The following is a 16,960-nucleotide window of genomic DNA, read 5'->3' as shown; positions in this document are numbered from 1 at the left end:
AGATCAAATAAAAATAAGATCTATATATTTGTCAAAAAATTATTAGGAATGAATCTAAATAAGGTGTTAGCCCCTTTGTTTATTGTAGTTTCCACGAGCATTATCTTTTCGCAAAATAAAGTAGCGATCGCAGACTCCTTAGTGCTGGAAACCTTGGATGAAGTGGTCGTGACCGCTACGCGGACGCTTAGGCAGCTCTCTTCCATCCCTTTACCCGTAACCTTAATTTCCAAAAAGCAGCTGCGACAGACCGGGGTGGTCCGTCTCAACGAAATTCTAAATGAGCAGACCGGAATCATCACCGTTGCCGATGAAAGTGGCTTTGATGGTGTACAGATCCAGGGCATTGCTTCGGACTACGTACTTGTTCTTATAAATGGTGTTCCTTTGGTGGGCAGATCTGCTGGAAACTTTGATCTGAGTCGGCTTACGGTAGGTAACATCCAACAAATTGAGGTAGTGAAAGGCCCCTCCTCCAGCCTATACGGTTCCGAAGCGCTTGGTGGCGTCATCAATGTTATTACGGAAACCCCCAAGGATTCCAGCCTAAATGGAAGTGTGTCCTACAGATTCGCCTCCTTCAATACCCATGATGCCAACATGGCGCTCCGACAAAGAATAAAGCGTTTTGGATATTCCTTTTTCGCCAATACCCTACAAAGCGATGGATATGACCTGCGTCCGGACATCCAAGGACAAACGGTAGATCCTTTTGAAAACTACACCTTTAACGGGCAGTTTTTCTACGATTTTTCGGATAATCTAGTGTTATTCACTTCGGGACGTTACTACAATCAGCGACAAGAAAGCTCCTTGTCCGTGGAAGAAGACCTGTTTGAAGGAAGTAGCGACATTGATGAATTCAATACCCACCTTCGCCTAGATCATTCGACAGGCAAAAAACTCCATTTCCAATATGAATTCTATGCCACGAGGTACAAGGCCACCGAAATTTTGGAGAGCCCCATCACAGCCGATGTATTCAGCGAAAGTGAATTTGACCAGAACATGTTACGACCGGAAATTAGGGCCACCTACTCCTTAAAACCAAAACATACCCTTATCACAGGAGTGGGCTTTGCACATGAAAACCTGGATAGGACCTTTTTTGACGAGCAGGTCACTTTTAACTCGCAGTATGCCTATACGCAATACGACTTTTTCCCTTTTGAAAAACTCAATTTGATTATCGGTGCCCGTTTCGATGACCACAGCGAGTACCGCTCACAGTTTAGTCCAAAATTCTCTAGCCACTATGCCTTGGGTCCATACCTTTCCCTAAAGGGTTCCGTGGGCTATGGGTTTAAGGCTCCCGATTTTCGCCAGCTGTATTTCGACTTCACCAACTCGGCTGTGGGTTATACCGTATTGGGTTATAATGCGGCTATCGACAAGGTCCGGGAATTGGACGAGCAGGGCCAGCTCACGGATATCCTGTTTGATACTTCAGAGCTTGGCGAACCCCTGCGACCCGAAAGTTCCGTGGGCTACAATTTGGGAGCATCCTTTAAAAAGGGAAGGCTTGCCACCGATATCAACTTCTTTCGAAACGATTTTGAAAACCTCATCGACACCCGGATCATTGCCCGTAAAACCAATGGCCAGAACGTCTTCAGCTATACCAATTTCAACAGGATATACACCACAGGTCTAGAAATCAACGCCGAATACAAACTAGCCAAGGGCCTACAGATTTCGGGAGGTTATCAACTGTTATATACAAAGGACAAGGAAAAAAAGGTAGCCTTGGAACGGGGAGAGATCTTTGCCCGAGACCCGCAATCGCTTCAGACCGTTGTACTGGACAATTCCGATTACTTCGGCTTGGTGAACCGTTCCAGGCACACGGCCAACTTTAAGGTTTTTGGTAACGTTCCACTCTGGGACCTCAACTTTAACTTACGTATAAACTACCGGAGCAAATATGGCCTTTTCGATGGCAACGGCAACGGTATCCTCGATGATTTTGACACCTCCTTTGTAGATGGGTATGCCCAGGCCAACGTAGCGATTAACAAGACGTTCCATGATGATTATACCCTACAGATAGGGGCCAACAACCTTTTGGATTATACAGATCGTGAAAACATTCCAAACCTTCCCGGTATACAGGGCTTTGTAAAACTTAATATTCAATTCTAAAATCAATACCTATGAAATCTACATGTAAATTTATGTTCCTATCCTTGGTCGCAATGGTTTTTATGGCTTGCAGTGATGATGATGAAACTCCACAATTACAGGCCGTTGAAAGTAGAACTGCCAACAACATCCCCGCTCCGCAAACGGGTGAACAGGGCGAACCTGCCGGAGGACCCTTTACCAAATTCAGCTTCGCCACCGGTGCCGTAACCTCCAGTGAAACGGATTGGGATATCGCCTTTCGGGGCACCATTATTGCGGTAAACGGAGGTGCTGCGACCGGCACCAATGACGAACCAGCGCGCAACGGAAATGCAGCCGCTTTTCTGGCCACTGGCACCTTTGCCAGTATTACCAGTGCGGATGGCCTAAGCTTTATCCAGGACGCCGATGGTGCCTTTGCCGTCCCTACCGGAAGCGACAACGGCTGGTACAATTACAATTTTATGACCAACGTGGTGAGTCCCATTCCAGGAAGGATTCTGATGGTCCGTACTTTTGACGGGAAATACGCCAAGGTAGAATTCCTCAGCTATTACAAGGATGCGCCGGCGGCCCCTGATGGTTCTGTGGACGAAGCCCGCTATTATACCTTCAATTATATCTACAATCCCAATGCGGGCGAAACATCCTTGGAATAATGGGAAAATCTATACAACTCTTGTTTATCGCGCTTCGACTCATTTTAGGGGGCATGATGCTCTACGGAGGCATACAGAAATTTCAAAAACCGAATCCCGCGCCTGTGGAAGTGGTGGAGAAGGCCTCCAAATTCACCTCCCCGGACAAGGAAAGCACCTTACAGAAAATATTGTACATCAACGGGGCGAAACAGACGGGATATTTCTGGCAGCTCCTGGGGGTATGCGAAATATTTTTTGGCCTATTGCTCCTAATACAGGGAACAGGATTTATCGGTGCGGTATTCCTGTTGCCCATTACCCTGCACATCTTTTTGTTCCACCTATTCTTGGAAGTCGATGAAGTGGGGGAACTGATGCAAACGGCCGGTTTGTTGGGCATAAACATCCTCTTGGTGGCCAAGGAAAAAAGGAAATGGAAAAACCTGCTTTGGATTAACCCTTTGCCTTAGGCTTGTGTTAGTTGGTTTTCTTCAAGGCCCAGGGGGTAATTCCTTTTGGGCCTTATTTCATGATCTTATATCCCGAAGCTTTAACTGCAGGCTTACGTTCCCTTGCCATTCATTTTCCTCAATGGAAAAGGCGGCAGAAAAAGACTTTTTGTTGGAAATCAACGCAAGTCTATCCCCCAAACCAAAACCGATACCGCCTATAGGGCCGCTCCCATTTTGTATGGCGGAAAGCTTCAAGTGTTTTTGGTCCTCCCCTACACCCCTTGCATAGCCCGTATCGGTCAACCCTTCGGCCATAAAGACCGGGGCCATGTTACCAGGACCAAAGGGGGCAAACTGTTTTAGGACCCGCATCAATTTAGGGGTTATCTCTTCCAATCGGATTGGGGCATCCACGGTGATTTCCGGGCTAAGTAGTTCTGGGTCTATGGTAGCGGACACCACTTGCTCAAATCGTTGCTTAAAGTTCTCATACTGCTCTTCCAAAAGTGTAAGTCCGGCCGCGTATTTGTGCCCCCCAAACTGTTCAATGCAATCGGCACATCCTAGGAGTGCGTTGTATACATCAAAACCCTTGACCGAACGGGCAGAGGCCGCCAGTTTGTCCCCACTTTTGGTAAACACCAAGGTAGGGCGGTAGTAGGTTTCGGTAAGGCGAGAGGCCACAATGCCGATTACCCCCTTGTGCCAGGAATCCTTGTAGACCACCGAGGTAAATCGCTCTTCTTCCTTATTTTCCAAAATCTGGGCCAAGGCTTCCTGGGTAATTTCCTGATCCAATCCCCTTCTATCGGTATTGTACCGTTCAATTTCTTCGGCAAACTTCCTGGCCTGGTCAAAATCTGTTGCCGTTAAAAGATTTACAGCATGCTGGCCATGTTTCATTCGCCCAGCCGCATTGATCCGCGGCGCAATAATAAAGACCACATCGGTAATGCTGAGTTGCTTTTTTTTAAGGGTATCTATAATGGCGTTGAACCCGATTCGGGGCGTGGTGTTTATAATTTGTAGACCGTAATAGGTCAACACCCTATTTTCTCCGGTAATGGGCACAATGTCGGCCCCGATGGCGGTTGCAACCAAATCCAAATAAGGAACCAAATCGTCCGTATTTTGCCCTCTTCTTAGTCCCAGCGCCTGTATCAACTTAAAAGCCACCCCGCATCCACAAAGCTCGTCGTAGGGATAGGGACAATCCTCACGTTTGGGATCCAAAACGGCAACTGCATCGGGTAACTTAGGGCCAGGCCGATGGTGATCGCAGATGATGAAGTCGATCTCCTTTTCCTTGGCATAGGCCACTTTGTCTATCGCCTTTACCCCACAATCCAGGGCAATAATTAATGTAAATCCGTTGTCCTGGGCAAAATCAATTCCTTTGTAAGACACCCCATATCCTTCATCATAACGATCGGGAATGTACGTGGCCACATTGGTATAATATTCCATCAAATAGGTGGACAATAAGGCTACTGCCGTGGTCCCATCCACATCGTAGTCCCCATACACGAGTATGTTTTCCTGCTTGGCGATGGCTTTCCCTATCCGTTCCACCGCCAAATCCATATCTCTCATCAAAAAAGGGTCGTGCAAATCGGACAATTGGGGCCTAAAGAATTCCTTTGCTTCCGAAAAATTGGTAATGCCTCGCTGTACCAACAATTGAGCTACCAATTCGTCCACCCCAAGCGCTTGGGCCAGGGTGTCTATTTGTTGTTGTTCCGGTTTGGGTTTTATTGTCCAGCGCATGGTTAAGTAATACTGTTTACGTCAGTTCGAGTGGCATTTTGCGCATAGCAAAATGATGTATCAAGAACCTGTTACATAAATTTTTCTTGGCCAAATTGGGTAAGGTGTCATACCTACCTTTGATCAAGGCCTCCTTTTTGGCTCTAGACCATTTTTTTATCTGTTTTTCTTTTTCAATGGCAAGATGAGCACACGTAAATTCAGCAAAGAAAACTAAGCATATTGGCCTTCTTGTATAGGTGTGACTAACTGGGTGTTTTCCTGCCTGATGCTCTAACAAGCGTTGATTCAAATCAGTGGTAACCCCTGTATAATAGGTCCCGTCCGAGCATCTCAAGATATAAACATATGACACCTTCATTGTCCTTGAATTACCCCTTCTTCTCGATACAATTTCGACTTCGTCGAAATCACTCAAAGTGACGTTTAGGTATTCCGCCTAAATCCGTACCATACCCGTAACGACTTGCCTTGCTTGCCTATGATTCACATTCCTACCCCATATACTCAATTCTCCAAACTTACCCTTGCCCTTAAAGCTTGAACTTGAACTTCTTCTCGATACAATTTCGACTTCGTCGAAATCACTCGAAGTGACGTTTAGGTATTCCGCCTAAATCCGTACCATACCCGTAACGACTTGCCTTGCTTGCCTATGATTCACATTCCTACCCCATATACTCAATTCTCCAAACTTACCCTTGCCCTTAAAGCTTGAACTTGAACTTCTTCAGGTATGATGAAAAATGGTCTTGGTCTTAAAGTCCGCAAATCTCCTGAACATCTCCGAAACCCCACAATACTTTTCCAGGGAAAGATCTATCGCTTTTTGCAATTTTCCCTCTTTGAGATTGCTCCCATAAAAATGGTATTCCAACACCACCGAATCGTAATATTTGGGGTGTTCATCGGTAAGGTTCGCTATGGTTTCCATCCGGAACTCATCGACCTCCAATTTCATTTTTTTGATCAGGGAAGCCACATCCAGACCGGAACAGCCCGCAAGGGAGGAAAGCATCAGGGCTTTTGGCCGTAGGCCGTTACCCTCGCCCCCGTTTTCCGGTCCGGCATCGATGCGTATGCTTTGCCCGGACGGATTGTTGCTCTCAAAGGCCATATTGCCCAGCCATTTGGTGGTGATATGATTTGTTGTACCCATAATTTTTCGTTTCTTGTACCTCTCAAAAATACAACAAAAAGATCTTAAAAAAATCCCTATGCCCTTAGTACAACCCTTAGACCAAAGCCACGATAAAGAGACCAAGAAATTGGCCGAATTTTTTAATGAGACCTTGGGCTTTTGTCCCAATTCCGTGCTTACCATGCAGCACCGTCCGGCCATCTCCAAAGCTTTTATCAACCTCAACAAGGCCGTAATGGCCAATGACGGTAGGGTAAGCTCAGCACTAAAACGGATGATTGCTTGGGTAAGCAGCAACGCTACCGGCTGTCGCTACTGCCAGGCCCATGCCATACGCGCAGCGGAACGTTACGGAGCGGAACAGGAACAACTGGACAACATCTGGGAATACCGTACCCATCATGCCTTTTCTGAAGCAGAACGGGCCGCCCTTGATTTTTCCCTGGCCGCTTCACAAGTACCCAATGCCGTGGACGATGATATCAAAGCTCGTTTGTACGAACATTGGGAGGAAGGGGAAATCGTGGAAATGTTGGGTGTTATTTCGCTCTTTGGGTACCTGAACCGTTGGAACGACTCCATGGGCACCCATATTGAAGACGGCGCCGTGGAAAGCGGAGAACAGTACTTGGGAAAACACGGCTGGAACACCGGTAAACACCGCTAAATGAAAAAAGTCCAAGGACATTTGGTCGATATTTTTGCCCGGCGTATTTACGCCGCCGAACTCAGTATCTCCGAAGGCAAAATAGTGGCTATCACCGAAAAAGCGCACGAAAACAAGGTGTTTATACTCCCTGGGTTTATCGATGCCCATATCCATATTGAGAGCTCCATGCTTGTGCCGTCCGAATTTGCGCGATTGGCCGTGCTGCACGGGACCGTCGCCACCGTATCCGACCCTCATGAAATAGCCAATGTGCTCGGTGTGGAAGGAGTGGATTTTATGATCAGAAACGGGAAAAAGACACCCTTTAAATTTCATTTTGGGGCGCCTTCCTGCGTACCGGCCACGGGCTTCGAAACCGCGGGAGCAAACATTGATTCCGATGCCATATCGGATTTATTGTCTTTGAAGGACATCTACTATTTGGCAGAAATGATGAATTATCCCGGCGTGCTTTTTGATGATGAGGAGGTGCTTAAAAAGTTGTCGTGGGCCAAACATTATAACAAGCCCATTGATGGCCACGCCCCTGGATTACGCGGCATGGAGGCCAAAAAGTACATTTCCGCGGGCATCAGTACCGATCATGAGTGTTTTACCTATGCCGAGGCCAAGGAAAAACTGGAGCTGGGCATGAAAGTAATCATTCGCGAAGGGAGTGCTGCCAAAAATTTTGAGGCACTGATCGATCTGCTACCGGATAATTTTGAACGAATGATGTTCTGCTCGGATGACAAGCATCCCGACGACCTCATCCTGGGTCATATCAATCAACTCTGTGCCCGGGCAGTGGCCAAGGGTGTGGATGTGTTCAAGGTACTGCAAGCGGCTTGTGTAAACCCGGTTGAACATTATGGGATGGACGTGGGCCGATTAAGGGAAGGGGATCCTGCCGACTTTATCCTGGTAGAAGATTTAAAAGAATTCAAGGTACTACAGACCTATATCCAAGGAGAGCTCGTCGCAGAAAACGGCACCTCTTTTATTGATTCGGTTCCCTTTGAGACCCCCAACAATTTTAAGATCGGTCCCAAGAAGGAAGCGGATTTTTACCTGTCTGCCACAGCTGGGAACATTCGGGTAATAGAAGCTTTGGACGGGGAGTTGATTACCAATGAAATTATTGCCTCAGCTCTGGAGAAGGATGGAAAACTGGTGTCGGATACGGAAAACGATATTTTGAAAATTATCGTGGTCAACCGATACAATGACGCTCCGCCGGCCATAGGCTTTATAAAGAACTTTGGTCTAAAACAGGGAGCCATTGCAAGTTCGGTTGCCCATGATTCGCATAATATCATTGCGGTGGGCACCTCCGATGCTGAACTTTGCAAGGCGGTAAACCTTATCATAGGCAACAAGGGAGGCATCTGTGCGGTGCACGAAGAAGAGCAGCGAAGTCTTGCCTTGCCCGTTGCAGGAATCATGAGCGACAGGGACGGGTGGAGCACCGGGAAGGCGTATGAGGCAATCGATGCCATGGCCAAAGCACTGGGAAGCAGATTACGTGCCCCGTTTATGACACTCTCCTTTATGGCCCTGCTGGTAATTCCGGACCTGAAGCTTTCGGACAAAGGTCTTTTTAGCGGAAAAAAATTCGATTTTGTTGCTTTACGCCCCTAAACCAGAACTACTCCTTTTTGACAATCCGGGATATTCGTTCCTGCAGTTCCGGAACCACCTGATCATTGAACCAAGGGTTTTTGCTTAGCCAAAACCGATTTCTCGGTGAGGGGTGTGGCAAGGGGATATATTTGGGCAGATAGTCCCTATACGCTTGTACCGTTTCCGTAAGGTTCTTTTTGGTCCTTTCCCCCAAATAGTAGTTCTGGGCATAGGTGCCGATCAAAACAATAAGTTCCAACTGCGGCATCGCCTCCCACAGGGCTTCATGCCACAAGGGGGCACATTCTGGCCTGGGGGGAAGATCGCCCGATTTACCTTTTCCCGGATAACAGAAGCCCATAGGGATCAAGGCAATCTGCGATGCATCATAAAAAACGGCATCGGACACATTGAGCCATTTGCGGAGCTGTCTTCCACTGGGGTCGTCCCACGGAATCCCGGTTTCGTGTACCTTGGTCCCCGGTGCCTGCCCTATGATGATGATTTTGGCATCGGGGTGGGCAGCCACAATGGGCCTTGGGCCCAGGGGCAATTGAGCCCGACAGACTTCACACGCCCTAATGTTGGTGAGCAATTCTTGCATTACTTTTTACCTGCAACTACGATTACGATTTCTCCCTTTGGAGGTTTGTCGGTATAATGTTGCAAAACTTCCGTAATTGTGCCCCTTTGCGTTTCCTCATGTATTTTACTGAGCTCCCTAGAAATGGAAATGATCCTGTCCGATCCAAAGTAGTCGGCAAATTGGGTGAGGGTCTTGATCAGTTTATGGGGGGATTCGTAGAATACCATGGTCCGGGCTTCCCCAGCCAATGTTTTCAACCTGGTCTGTCGCCCTTTTTTTACTGGCAAAAATCCCTCGAATACAAAGCGGTCATTAGGGAGGCCACTATTCACCAAGGCGGGCACAAAAGCTGTAGCCCCCGGCAAACATTCCACATCGATTCCATGCTCTAGACATGCCCTGGTCAATAAAAATCCTGGATCGGAAATCGCAGGGGTTCCCGCGTCGGAAATGAGTGCCAGCGCGGCCCCGGCCTGCAAACGTTTAACAATACCCGCCACGGTCTTATGCTCATTGTGCATATGATGACTTTGCATGGGGGTATCTATTCCGTAATGCTGTAATAACTTCCCACTGGTACGCGTGTCCTCTGCCAATATAAGATCCACTTCCTTTAAGACCCGTAGGGCCCTCAAAGTGATATCCTCCAAATTGCCTATGGGCGTAGGAACGATAAAGAGTTTTGCCATTTTAGCGTGTTAGGGCCTCACCTGTTTTCCCAAAAAATAAGAGCTAAGCACCAAAATTATACCTATCAAAGCCCCCATGTGTTCCCCATCATTGTTCATAAAATGGGCAAAGAAGGCGAGCACAAAATTGAAGAAAAAGCCTGCATAGGCCCATTCCTTTAAGGCGCCTCCCCTATTGCTAAGGATTACACCGAGACCCAATAATTTTAGTACCGCAAGCGGATAGACAACATAGGACGGATGACCCAGCTTGGTGAAGGTCTGGGCTACCTCTTCATAATTAAAAAAATACATGCTTGCCGAGAACAGCATCAAAAGGGAGAAAAGGCCAGTGGCCACCCAATAGAGAATTTTTTTGGTTTTCATTTTACTAAGGTTGTTATTGGTTTATCGTATTAAAGATAACAAAATAACAATTCCTTGCTTATGAAAACTTGCGTTCGATCAAGGCCATGAAACGCGCTTCATACTGTTCTTTGCCCTCCCAGTTGTTGTAATCCGGTTTTACCATATTCGTTACAAAGGCAATGGACCGCTCTTCCGTATCTATGGTATTCAATTGGGAAAGCACGCGATTGTAATCCTCTGTGCTGTCATTAAAAAGATGTTTCACAAAGGCCAACCGATCGTTTAGGCCCACTGAAATGTCCTTGGTAAGCCGGTCGTTCAGGGATGTGTTCTTTGTGTCTTCCGACGGGCCGTTTAGCGCGTCCGGGGCTGTCCACTCCTTGTCGTTCTTCATTACATCCGACTTTGGCATAAACTCTGCAAACACCCTATCGGCCTCAGCGGCCGTGGGCATTTCCATGACCATGTCCTTGATCGTATCTATACCTGGTGTAATAATGTCCTCTTCGTGCGGATTGGTCTCCGGTACGGAGGTATTGGCATCCATTACCGCATTGGCCATTTTCTCAAATTTAGAGGCCACCACGTTTTTGGAAACATCTATTTCTATATCATTCAATTTCTCCTCGATAAACTTCAGCACCGCCAACTTTTCGTATAGCGTTTTTGCCGCTTCGTACAGTTCGTTTATTTCCGTCAGCCCCCGGGAGGTTATGATGTCAGTGGACATCTTTACCAGTTCCTCTTTCAATTTTCGCTTCATACCATTTTATTTTACCTTTCCAAAAAAGGTATATCTTTCTTTACTAATTTTGTGGTTCTTTTAATCAAGAACGAAAAAACAACATAATTTCGTCTAAAATTACAAAATGTTTCTCGAAAACACTGTTAATCACAAGGAACAATTCGGTTGGATAGAGGTTATCTGCGGATCCATGTTTTCAGGGAAGACCGAGGAGCTTATACGACGACTGCGGCGTGCCCAGTTCGCCAAATTGAAAGTAGAGATTTTTAAGCCCATTGTAGATACCAGGTACCATGAGGATATGGTGGTATCCCACGACGATAACGAAATTAGATCTACCCCGGTACCCGCTGCGGCCAACATAAGACTATTGGCCGATGGTTGTGATGTTGTGGGTATTGATGAGGCCCAGTTTTTTGATGACGAGATCGTAACGGTCTGCAACGATTTGGCCAACAAAGGGGTACGGGTGGTGATAGCAGGCCTGGACATGGATTTTAAAGGAAACCCCTTTGGCCCTATGCCAGCGCTAATGGCCACCGCGGAATACGTAACCAAGGTGCACGCCATATGCACCCGTACCGGAAATCTGGCCAACTACAGTTTTAGAAAATCGGATAACGACAAATTGGTCTTTCTAGGAGAGACCGAGGAATACGAACCTTTGAGCAGGGCCGCTTTCTTTAAGGCCATGTTGCGGGAAAAGATTAGCCAAATGGAAGTAGATTCCGAAGAGGTACTGGCCAACAAAAAGGACGCCAATGCCTAAGACCGAGGAAACCGTTTTGGAAATTGACCTGAGTGCCCTGGAGCACAACTATCGATATTTAAGGGCAAAACTTGCATCTACCACCAAATTTTTAGGGGTGGTCAAAGCTTTTGCCTATGGTAGTGACGCGACAAAAATAGCACAAAAGCTTGAGCAGCTCGGGGCAGACTACTTGGCTGTTGCCTATACCCACGAAGGCATTTCGCTGCGCAAGGCGGGCATTGCATCCCCAATTTTGGTGCTGCACCCCCAACCGGTAAACTTTACCGTGCTCATGGATCACCAATTGGAGCCCAGCCTCTATTCCCCAAAAATTCTAGCGAAGTTCTTGGAAGTAGCAAGGAAACAGGGTCAGAAAAAGTATCCTGTACATCTTAAATTCAATACCGGACTTAACCGTTTGGGCTTTTGGGAAAACGACGCGGATTATATTGCTGAAAAGCTTGCTGGACAAAAGGAAGTTGAGGTCCTATCGATCTTTTCGCATTTGGCCGCTTCGGAGGACCCGGCCGAAAAAGCGTTTACCCGGACCCAAATCGCCACCTTTACCAAAATTGCCACGGAAATGGACAACAAAATGGGTTGCCATCCCTTTAGGCACATCCTGAACACTTCTGGGATTCTCAACTATCCCGAGGCCCAGTTTGATATGGTACGAAGCGGCATTGGGCTTTACGGTTTTGGAAATGAAGCTTCCATTGATGCCCAATTGCGACCAGTAGCGACCCTAAAAACGGTTATTTCGCAAATCCATAAAATTGAGCCCAACGAAAGCGTGGGCTATAACCGAGCCTATACCTCCGAGGGCTACAGAGTTACCGCAACCCTCCCCTTAGGGCATGCCGACGGCATAGGCAGGCAGTACGGCAATGGCAAGGCATGGGTTACGGTTAAGGGGGCAAAAGCGCCCATCATTGGAAACGTATGTATGGATATGACGATGATCGATGTTACGGGTATTGATTGTAGCGAAGGGGACGAGGTCATCGTTTTTGGAAAAAGTCCCTCCGCCGAAGTGTTTGCCGCCAATGCACATACAATTTCCTATGAACTGCTTACCGGAATCTCACAAAGAGTCCGACGTATTTTTAGCGGGGACCCGGCTACACATTAACATTTTTTTAGGAATTTCTTTTTTTGATTATATTGCATAGGAATACTATTCAACTATATAAATAACTACACTAAAACACTAAGACATGTTAAAGGAATTCAAGAATTTTATTATGACGGGCAATGTTATCGAGTTTGCAGTGGCCGTAATCATGGCAGGAGCCGTTGGCCTTGTGGTTAACGGATTTGTAAATGACATTGTGATGCCCGTGGTAGGACAGTTTACCGGAGGTGTGGATTTTGCCAACCTAAAGGTTATCCTGACGGAAGCTTCGGGAGTTGCCGGAGAAGAAGGTTTTGTTGCCGAAAATGCCATCCGCTACGGCGCTTGGATCAATAGCTTGGTCAACCTGCTTATCGTAGGACTGGTCATGTTCATTATTATCAAGGCCTACAACAAGATGAAAACACCACCTGCGCCACCTGCGCCGTCCGGACCAAGCCAGGAGGAACTGCTTGCCGAAATCAGGGATTTGCTAAAGAAGCAATAACATAGTCCGTTCCCTGCTTTGGGGATATGACCGCTATACTACTGAAATTATTGTATAAACCGTCGATCGGGTCTCGCTAACCTGATTGGCGGTTCTTTTTTAATCAGTTGTGTTATTCATAACATTTTGTTATATTTTGATGATTCCTTGACAAAGCACTTGTCAAGTACATCCCATTGAAGTACATTTGCATCCTAAATCATAAACCAATGAAGGTAGCGGTTGTAGGTGCCACAGGAATGGTAGGCGAAGTAATGTTAAAAGTGTTGGCGGAGCGAAACTTCCCCATCACAGAGCTGTTATTGGTCGCTTCACAGCGTTCCGTGGGGAAGAAACTGTCCTATAAAGGGGAGGAGTATACCATCATAGGCCTTGAGGATGCAGTTTTGGCACGGCCCCATTTGGCCATTTTCTCCGCCGGGGGCGACACCTCTTTGGAATGGGCCCCTAAATTTGCGGCCGTGGGTACCACCGTGGTGGACAACTCGTCGGCCTGGCGCATGGATCCTGAAAAAAAGTTGGTGGTGCCCGAAATAAACGCTGCTGCCCTGACCAAGGAAGATAAGATCATTGCCAACCCCAATTGTTCCACTATACAACTGGTCATGGCGCTGGCTCCCTTGCACAAAAGATATAAGATGAAGCGCGTCGTCATTTCAACCTACCAATCCGTATCCGGAACGGGGGTAAAAGCGGTACAACAATTGGAAAATGAAATGGCAGGCGTACAAGGTGAGATGGCCTATCCCTATCCCATAAATAGAAACGCCCTGCCCCATTGTGACATTTTCCTGGAAAACGGGTATACCAAGGAAGAAATGAAACTGGCCCGGGAGCCTCAGAAAATATTGGACGACCGTACTTTTTCCATAAGTGCCACTGCAGTGCGCATTCCGACAGCTGGAGGACATTCGGAAGCCGCCAATGTAGAATTCGAAAGCGATTTTGATCTTTCGGAAGTCCGTCAATTGCTACATGAAACACCAGGAGTGGTGGTACAGGACAATCCGGACACCAACACCTATCCCATGCCTATCTATGCCCATGACAAGGACGATGTTTTTGTGGGGAGGATCCGCCGGGACGAATCCCAACGGAATACCTTGAACCTATGGATCGTTTCGGACAACCTTAGAAAGGGTGCCGCCACCAACGCCGTACAAATTGCGGAATACCTGGTAGACAAGCAGCTGATTTAAGCCAGCTATGATTGCAAGAATCTGGCACGGAAAGACACGTCTTGAGAATTAGGAGACCTATGCCCAGCTTGTAAAGAAATTGGCCACTCCAATAATGCCATGACAAAAGGTCTTAAAAAACCTTTCTTTTTTTGAGAAACATCAAGGAAAATGAGCGGCATTTTACCTTGATTCCCTATTGGGAAAATCTGGACGTTATAAAAAACTTTGCCAGCGCTGATTTTGAAAGGGCAAAATACCATCCGGGAGACGAGAACTTTCTGCAGGAGTGCGAAGAAACTGTACAACACTACGAGGTATTTGCCCCTTGAAGCACAATCATAAATTGTGTTAAAACCTTCGTCGGCCATCCATTTCATAGCCTATTTTATGGTATTTTAGGGCCGACTAATTTCCTAAAAAATGAAAAAAACAGCAGTTTTCGCGCTGGCCCTTATTAGCTTGGTGGCCTGCGAAACAACACCTAAAAAAGAACGCATTACCGTGAACTATCCTACTACCCAAAAAGTGGACACCATTGACACCTATTTCGGAACCGATGTAAAAGATCCTTATCGTTGGTTGGAGGACGATAGGAGCCCCGAAACGGAGGCTTGGGTAAAAACACAGAACCAAACCACTTTTGGTTATTTGGAACAGATTCCCTTTCGTGAAGAGCTTAAGGGACGCTTGGAAAAACTTTGGAACTACGAGAAATTGGGATCTCCTTTCAAAGAGGGAGATTATACCTATTTTAACAAGAACGATGGCTTGCAGAACCAATATGTGGTCTACCGTCAAAAGGGCGATGGAGAGGCCGAGGTATTTCTGGACCCCAATACCTTTTCCGAAGATGGGACAACCTCGTTGATGGGGCTCAGCTTTTCCAAAGATGGCTCCCTGGCGGCCTATGCCATTTCGGAGGGCGGTAGTGATTGGCGAAAAGTGATCGTGCTCAACGCGGAAAAAAAAGAGATTGTGGAGGATACCTTAATCGATATTAAGTTCAGCAATATCTCCTGGAAGGGCAATGACGGGTTTTATTATTCAAGTTACGATAAGCCCACAGGCAGTCAACTTTCTGCCAAAACAGACCAGCACAAACTGTACTACCACAAACTCGGCAACCCGCAAAGTAAGGATGAACTGGTCTTCGGCGGGGTCCCTTCCGAAAAACACCGTTACGTAGGGGGTAGTGTCACGGAGGACGATCGCTATCTTATCATTTCTGCCTCCAATTCCACTTCGGGGAATAAACTCTTTCTCAAGGATCTGGCGCACCCCAAAGGTGGGTTGATCACGCTTTTGGACCACACGGACACGGACAGTTACGTCATTGAAAATGTGGGTTCCAAACTTTACATCGTTACCAACATGGACGCGCCCAACCAAAAAATAGTGACTGTGGACGCCGCCAATCCCGCACCTGCCAACTGGAAGGACTTTATCCCGGAAACGGAGAACGTGCTTAGTCCCAACACCGGCGGAGGTTATTTCTTTGCGGAATATATGGTAGATGCCATCTCCAAGGTACTACAGTACAATTATGACGGTGAGCTGGTCCGTGAAGTGAAGCTTCCCGGTGTGGGCAGCGCCAATGGTTTTGGAGGTAAAAAGAAGGACAAGGAGTTCTACTTCTCCTTTACCAATTACAACACGCCAAGTTCTTCCTATAAGTATCATGTAACCACCGGTGATTACGAACAATACTGGAAGCCAGAAATCGATTTTAATCCCGACGCCTACGAGTCAACCCAGGTCTTTTATACTTCAAAGGACGGTACGCGTGTGCCGATGATCATCACCCATAAAAAGGGGCTGGTGTTGAATGGAAAAAATCCTACCATCCTATACGGTTATGGCGGTTTCAATATCAGCTTAACCCCCTCCTTCAGTATTGTAAATGCGGTCTGGATGGAACAAGGGGGTGTCTATGCCGTTCCCAATCTTCGCGGTGGGGGCGAATATGGCAAAAAATGGCATGACGCGGGAACAAAGACCAGGAAACAAAATGTTTTTGATGATTTCATCGCAGCTGCGGAATACCTCATTGAAAACAAATATACCTCGGCAGAATACCTCGCCGTCCGTGGAGGCTCCAATGGAGGCTTGTTGGTCGGCGCTACCATGACACAGCGCCCCGACCTGATGCGTGTGGCCTTACCAGCGGTCGGTGTTTTGGACATGTTACGCTACCATACCTTTACTGCTGGCGCTGGATGGTCCTATGATTATGGGACGGCCGAAGAGAGTGAGGAAATGTTTAACTATTTAAAGGGCTATTCTCCCTTGCACAACATAAAGGAGGGTGTGGCGTATCCTGCCACCCTGATTACCACAGCCGATCACGATGATCGCGTTGTTCCCGCCCATAGTTTCAAGTTTGCAGCCGAACTTCAGGAAAAGCAATCGGGCACAAACCCTGCCCTTATCCGAATAGAGACCAACGCAGGTCACGGTGCAGGTACGCCGGTAAGCAAGACCATTGAGCAGTATGCGGACATTTTTGGTTTTACCCTCTACAATATGGGTTACGAGACGCTTCCCAACAGGGCCGTATTAAAAGAATTTAAAGAATAACTATCAATATTTTAAACGAAAGTCCGTTTCTAAATAGGGGCGGACTTTTCTGTTTCGTAAATCC

General features: G+C 47.0%; 18 protein-coding genes. 11 read left to right on the top strand and 7 right to left on the bottom strand.

Features of this window, described 5'->3' with window-relative positions:
- Positions 1–48 precede the first annotated feature (48 nt).
- Genes ACRD67_RS15565 through ACRD67_RS15555 form a run of 3 tightly spaced genes read left to right on the top strand, consistent with a single transcriptional unit; the run spans position 49 to position 3,235 of the window.
- A complete protein-coding gene (locus ACRD67_RS15565; protein WP_430968148.1) occupies positions 49–2,142 on the top strand; it encodes a TonB-dependent receptor plug domain-containing protein in 2,094 nt (697 codons plus the stop codon).
- An 11-nt stretch (positions 2,143–2,153) separates the two neighbouring features.
- Positions 2,154–2,783, top strand: coding sequence for an HmuY family protein (locus ACRD67_RS15560; RefSeq protein WP_430968147.1), 630 nt, complete (start codon positions 2,154–2,156; stop codon positions 2,781–2,783).
- Positions 2,783–3,235 carry a DoxX family membrane protein gene (locus ACRD67_RS15555; protein WP_430968146.1) on the top strand — a complete coding sequence of 151 codons (453 nt, stop codon included), beginning with the start codon at positions 2,783–2,785 and terminating at the stop codon, positions 3,233–3,235. The genes ACRD67_RS15560 and ACRD67_RS15555 overlap by 1 nt, the downstream gene beginning before the upstream one ends.
- 57 nt (positions 3,236–3,292) lie before the next feature.
- On the opposite strand, the gene recJ is transcribed toward ACRD67_RS15555, so the two are convergent.
- From recJ to ACRD67_RS15540, 3 genes are all read right to left on the bottom strand, one after another.
- Positions 3,293–4,984: a single-stranded-DNA-specific exonuclease RecJ gene (gene recJ, locus ACRD67_RS15550; RefSeq protein ID WP_430968145.1), complete on the bottom strand. Its 1,692-nt coding sequence runs from the start codon at positions 4,982–4,984 to the stop codon at positions 3,293–3,295.
- Positions 4,985–5,000: 16 nt separating this feature from the next.
- Positions 5,001–5,345, bottom strand: a complete 345-nt coding sequence (locus tag ACRD67_RS15545) for a GIY-YIG nuclease family protein (protein ID WP_430968144.1) — start codon at positions 5,343–5,345, stop codon at positions 5,001–5,003.
- Between the two features lie 369 nt (positions 5,346–5,714).
- Positions 5,715–6,143: an OsmC family protein gene (locus tag ACRD67_RS15540; RefSeq protein ID WP_430968143.1), complete on the bottom strand. Its 429-nt coding sequence runs from the start codon at positions 6,141–6,143 to the stop codon at positions 5,715–5,717.
- Positions 6,144–6,201: 58 nt separating this feature from the next.
- On the opposite strand from ACRD67_RS15540, the gene ACRD67_RS15535 reads away from it, so the two are divergent.
- Together ACRD67_RS15535 and ade are read left to right on the top strand one after the other, a co-directional pair.
- The gene (locus ACRD67_RS15535) at positions 6,202–6,792 is read left to right on the top strand and encodes a carboxymuconolactone decarboxylase family protein (protein ID WP_430968142.1); all 591 of its coding nucleotides are present in this window, start codon (positions 6,202–6,204) and stop codon (positions 6,790–6,792) included.
- Entirely contained in the window at positions 6,793–8,415 is a 1,623-nt protein-coding gene (ade, locus tag ACRD67_RS15530) for an adenine deaminase (protein WP_430968141.1), read from the top strand.
- A 7-nt stretch (positions 8,416–8,422) separates the two neighbouring features.
- Here the strand turns inward: ade and ACRD67_RS15525 are convergent, their stop codons facing one another.
- The 4 genes from ACRD67_RS15525 to ACRD67_RS15510 are packed head-to-tail and all read right to left on the bottom strand — an operon-like array spanning position 8,423 to position 10,783.
- Positions 8,423–9,001: a uracil-DNA glycosylase family protein gene (locus ACRD67_RS15525; protein WP_430968140.1), complete on the bottom strand. Its 579-nt coding sequence runs from the start codon at positions 8,999–9,001 to the stop codon at positions 8,423–8,425.
- On the bottom strand, positions 9,001–9,672 hold the full coding sequence (gene rsmI, locus ACRD67_RS15520; RefSeq protein WP_430968139.1) for a 16S rRNA (cytidine(1402)-2'-O)-methyltransferase: 672 nt from the start codon (positions 9,670–9,672) through the stop codon (positions 9,001–9,003). Before rsmI ends, ACRD67_RS15525 begins: the two co-directional genes overlap by 1 nt.
- A gap of 9 nt (positions 9,673–9,681) precedes the next feature.
- Positions 9,682–10,038 (bottom strand): DoxX family protein, encoded by a 357-nt coding sequence (locus tag ACRD67_RS15515; RefSeq protein WP_430968138.1) that lies wholly within the window; start codon positions 10,036–10,038, stop codon positions 9,682–9,684.
- A 58-nt stretch (positions 10,039–10,096) separates the two neighbouring features.
- Positions 10,097–10,783, bottom strand: a complete 687-nt coding sequence (locus ACRD67_RS15510; RefSeq protein ID WP_430968137.1) for a DUF8457 domain-containing protein — start codon at positions 10,781–10,783, stop codon at positions 10,097–10,099.
- 106 nt (positions 10,784–10,889) lie between these two features.
- On the opposite strand from ACRD67_RS15510, the gene ACRD67_RS15505 reads away from it, so the two are divergent.
- The 6 genes from ACRD67_RS15505 (at position 10,890) to ACRD67_RS15480 (ending at position 16,896) form a co-directional block, all read left to right on the top strand.
- On the top strand, positions 10,890–11,534 hold the full coding sequence (locus tag ACRD67_RS15505) for a thymidine kinase (protein ID WP_430968136.1): 645 nt from the start codon (positions 10,890–10,892) through the stop codon (positions 11,532–11,534).
- Positions 11,527–12,648 carry an alanine racemase gene (alr, locus tag ACRD67_RS15500; RefSeq protein ID WP_430968135.1) on the top strand — a complete coding sequence of 374 codons (1,122 nt, stop codon included), beginning with the start codon at positions 11,527–11,529 and terminating at the stop codon, positions 12,646–12,648. The genes ACRD67_RS15505 and alr overlap by 8 nt, the downstream gene beginning before the upstream one ends.
- An 85-nt stretch (positions 12,649–12,733) precedes the next feature.
- Entirely contained in the window at positions 12,734–13,138 is a 405-nt protein-coding gene (mscL, locus tag ACRD67_RS15495; RefSeq protein WP_430968134.1) for a large conductance mechanosensitive channel protein MscL, read from the top strand.
- Positions 13,139–13,347: 209 nt separating this feature from the next.
- Positions 13,348–14,337, top strand: coding sequence for an aspartate-semialdehyde dehydrogenase (locus ACRD67_RS15490; protein WP_430968133.1), 990 nt, complete (start codon positions 13,348–13,350; stop codon positions 14,335–14,337).
- A gap of 131 nt (positions 14,338–14,468) precedes the next feature.
- On the top strand, positions 14,469–14,648 hold the full coding sequence (locus ACRD67_RS15485; protein ID WP_430968132.1) for a hypothetical protein: 180 nt from the start codon (positions 14,469–14,471) through the stop codon (positions 14,646–14,648).
- Between the two features lie 91 nt (positions 14,649–14,739).
- The gene (locus ACRD67_RS15480) at positions 14,740–16,896 is read left to right on the top strand and encodes a prolyl oligopeptidase family serine peptidase (protein WP_430968131.1); all 2,157 of its coding nucleotides are present in this window, start codon (positions 14,740–14,742) and stop codon (positions 16,894–16,896) included.
- The last annotated feature ends 64 nt before the right edge of the window (positions 16,897–16,960 follow it).

Source organism: Eudoraea algarum (genome assembly GCF_050589645.1).
Taxonomy (GTDB): Bacteria; Bacteroidota; Bacteroidia; order Flavobacteriales; family Flavobacteriaceae; genus JBNGOQ01.
The sequence above is the reverse complement of the archived record's forward strand: the minus strand, read 5'-3'. Positions and strand labels throughout refer to the sequence as shown.

Bases quoted from the DNA above. Each gene is read 5' to 3' on its own strand.
- ACRD67_RS15525 (WP_430968140.1), bottom strand. From the start codon at position 9,001: ATGCAAGAATTGCTCACCAACATTAGGGCGTGTGAAGTCTGTCGGGCT.
- ACRD67_RS15540 (WP_430968143.1), bottom strand. From the start codon at position 6,143: ATGGGTACAACAAATCATATCACCACCAAATGGCTGGGCAATATGGCC.
- ACRD67_RS15505 (WP_430968136.1), top strand. From the start codon at position 10,890: ATGTTTCTCGAAAACACTGTTAATCACAAGGAACAATTCGGTTGGATA.
- ACRD67_RS15545 (WP_430968144.1), bottom strand. From the start codon at position 5,345: ATGAAGGTGTCATATGTTTATATCTTGAGATGCTCGGACGGGACCTAT.
- ACRD67_RS15510 (WP_430968137.1), bottom strand. From the start codon at position 10,783: ATGAAGCGAAAATTGAAAGAGGAACTGGTAAAGATGTCCACTGACATC.
- rsmI (WP_430968139.1), bottom strand. From the start codon at position 9,672: ATGGCAAAACTCTTTATCGTTCCTACGCCCATAGGCAATTTGGAGGAT.
- ACRD67_RS15480 (WP_430968131.1), top strand. From the start codon at position 14,740: ATGAAAAAAACAGCAGTTTTCGCGCTGGCCCTTATTAGCTTGGTGGCC.
- ACRD67_RS15555 (WP_430968146.1), top strand. From the start codon at position 2,783: ATGGGAAAATCTATACAACTCTTGTTTATCGCGCTTCGACTCATTTTA.
- ACRD67_RS15515 (WP_430968138.1), bottom strand. From the start codon at position 10,038: ATGAAAACCAAAAAAATTCTCTATTGGGTGGCCACTGGCCTTTTCTCC.
- ACRD67_RS15560 (WP_430968147.1), top strand. From the start codon at position 2,154: ATGAAATCTACATGTAAATTTATGTTCCTATCCTTGGTCGCAATGGTT.
- ade (WP_430968141.1), top strand. From the start codon at position 6,793: ATGAAAAAAGTCCAAGGACATTTGGTCGATATTTTTGCCCGGCGTATT.
- recJ (WP_430968145.1), bottom strand. From the start codon at position 4,984: ATGCGCTGGACAATAAAACCCAAACCGGAACAACAACAAATAGACACC.
- ACRD67_RS15565 (WP_430968148.1), top strand. From the start codon at position 49: ATGAATCTAAATAAGGTGTTAGCCCCTTTGTTTATTGTAGTTTCCACG.
- mscL (WP_430968134.1), top strand. From the start codon at position 12,734: ATGTTAAAGGAATTCAAGAATTTTATTATGACGGGCAATGTTATCGAG.
- ACRD67_RS15535 (WP_430968142.1), top strand. From the start codon at position 6,202: ATGCCCTTAGTACAACCCTTAGACCAAAGCCACGATAAAGAGACCAAG.
- ACRD67_RS15490 (WP_430968133.1), top strand. From the start codon at position 13,348: ATGAAGGTAGCGGTTGTAGGTGCCACAGGAATGGTAGGCGAAGTAATG.
- alr (WP_430968135.1), top strand. From the start codon at position 11,527: ATGCCTAAGACCGAGGAAACCGTTTTGGAAATTGACCTGAGTGCCCTG.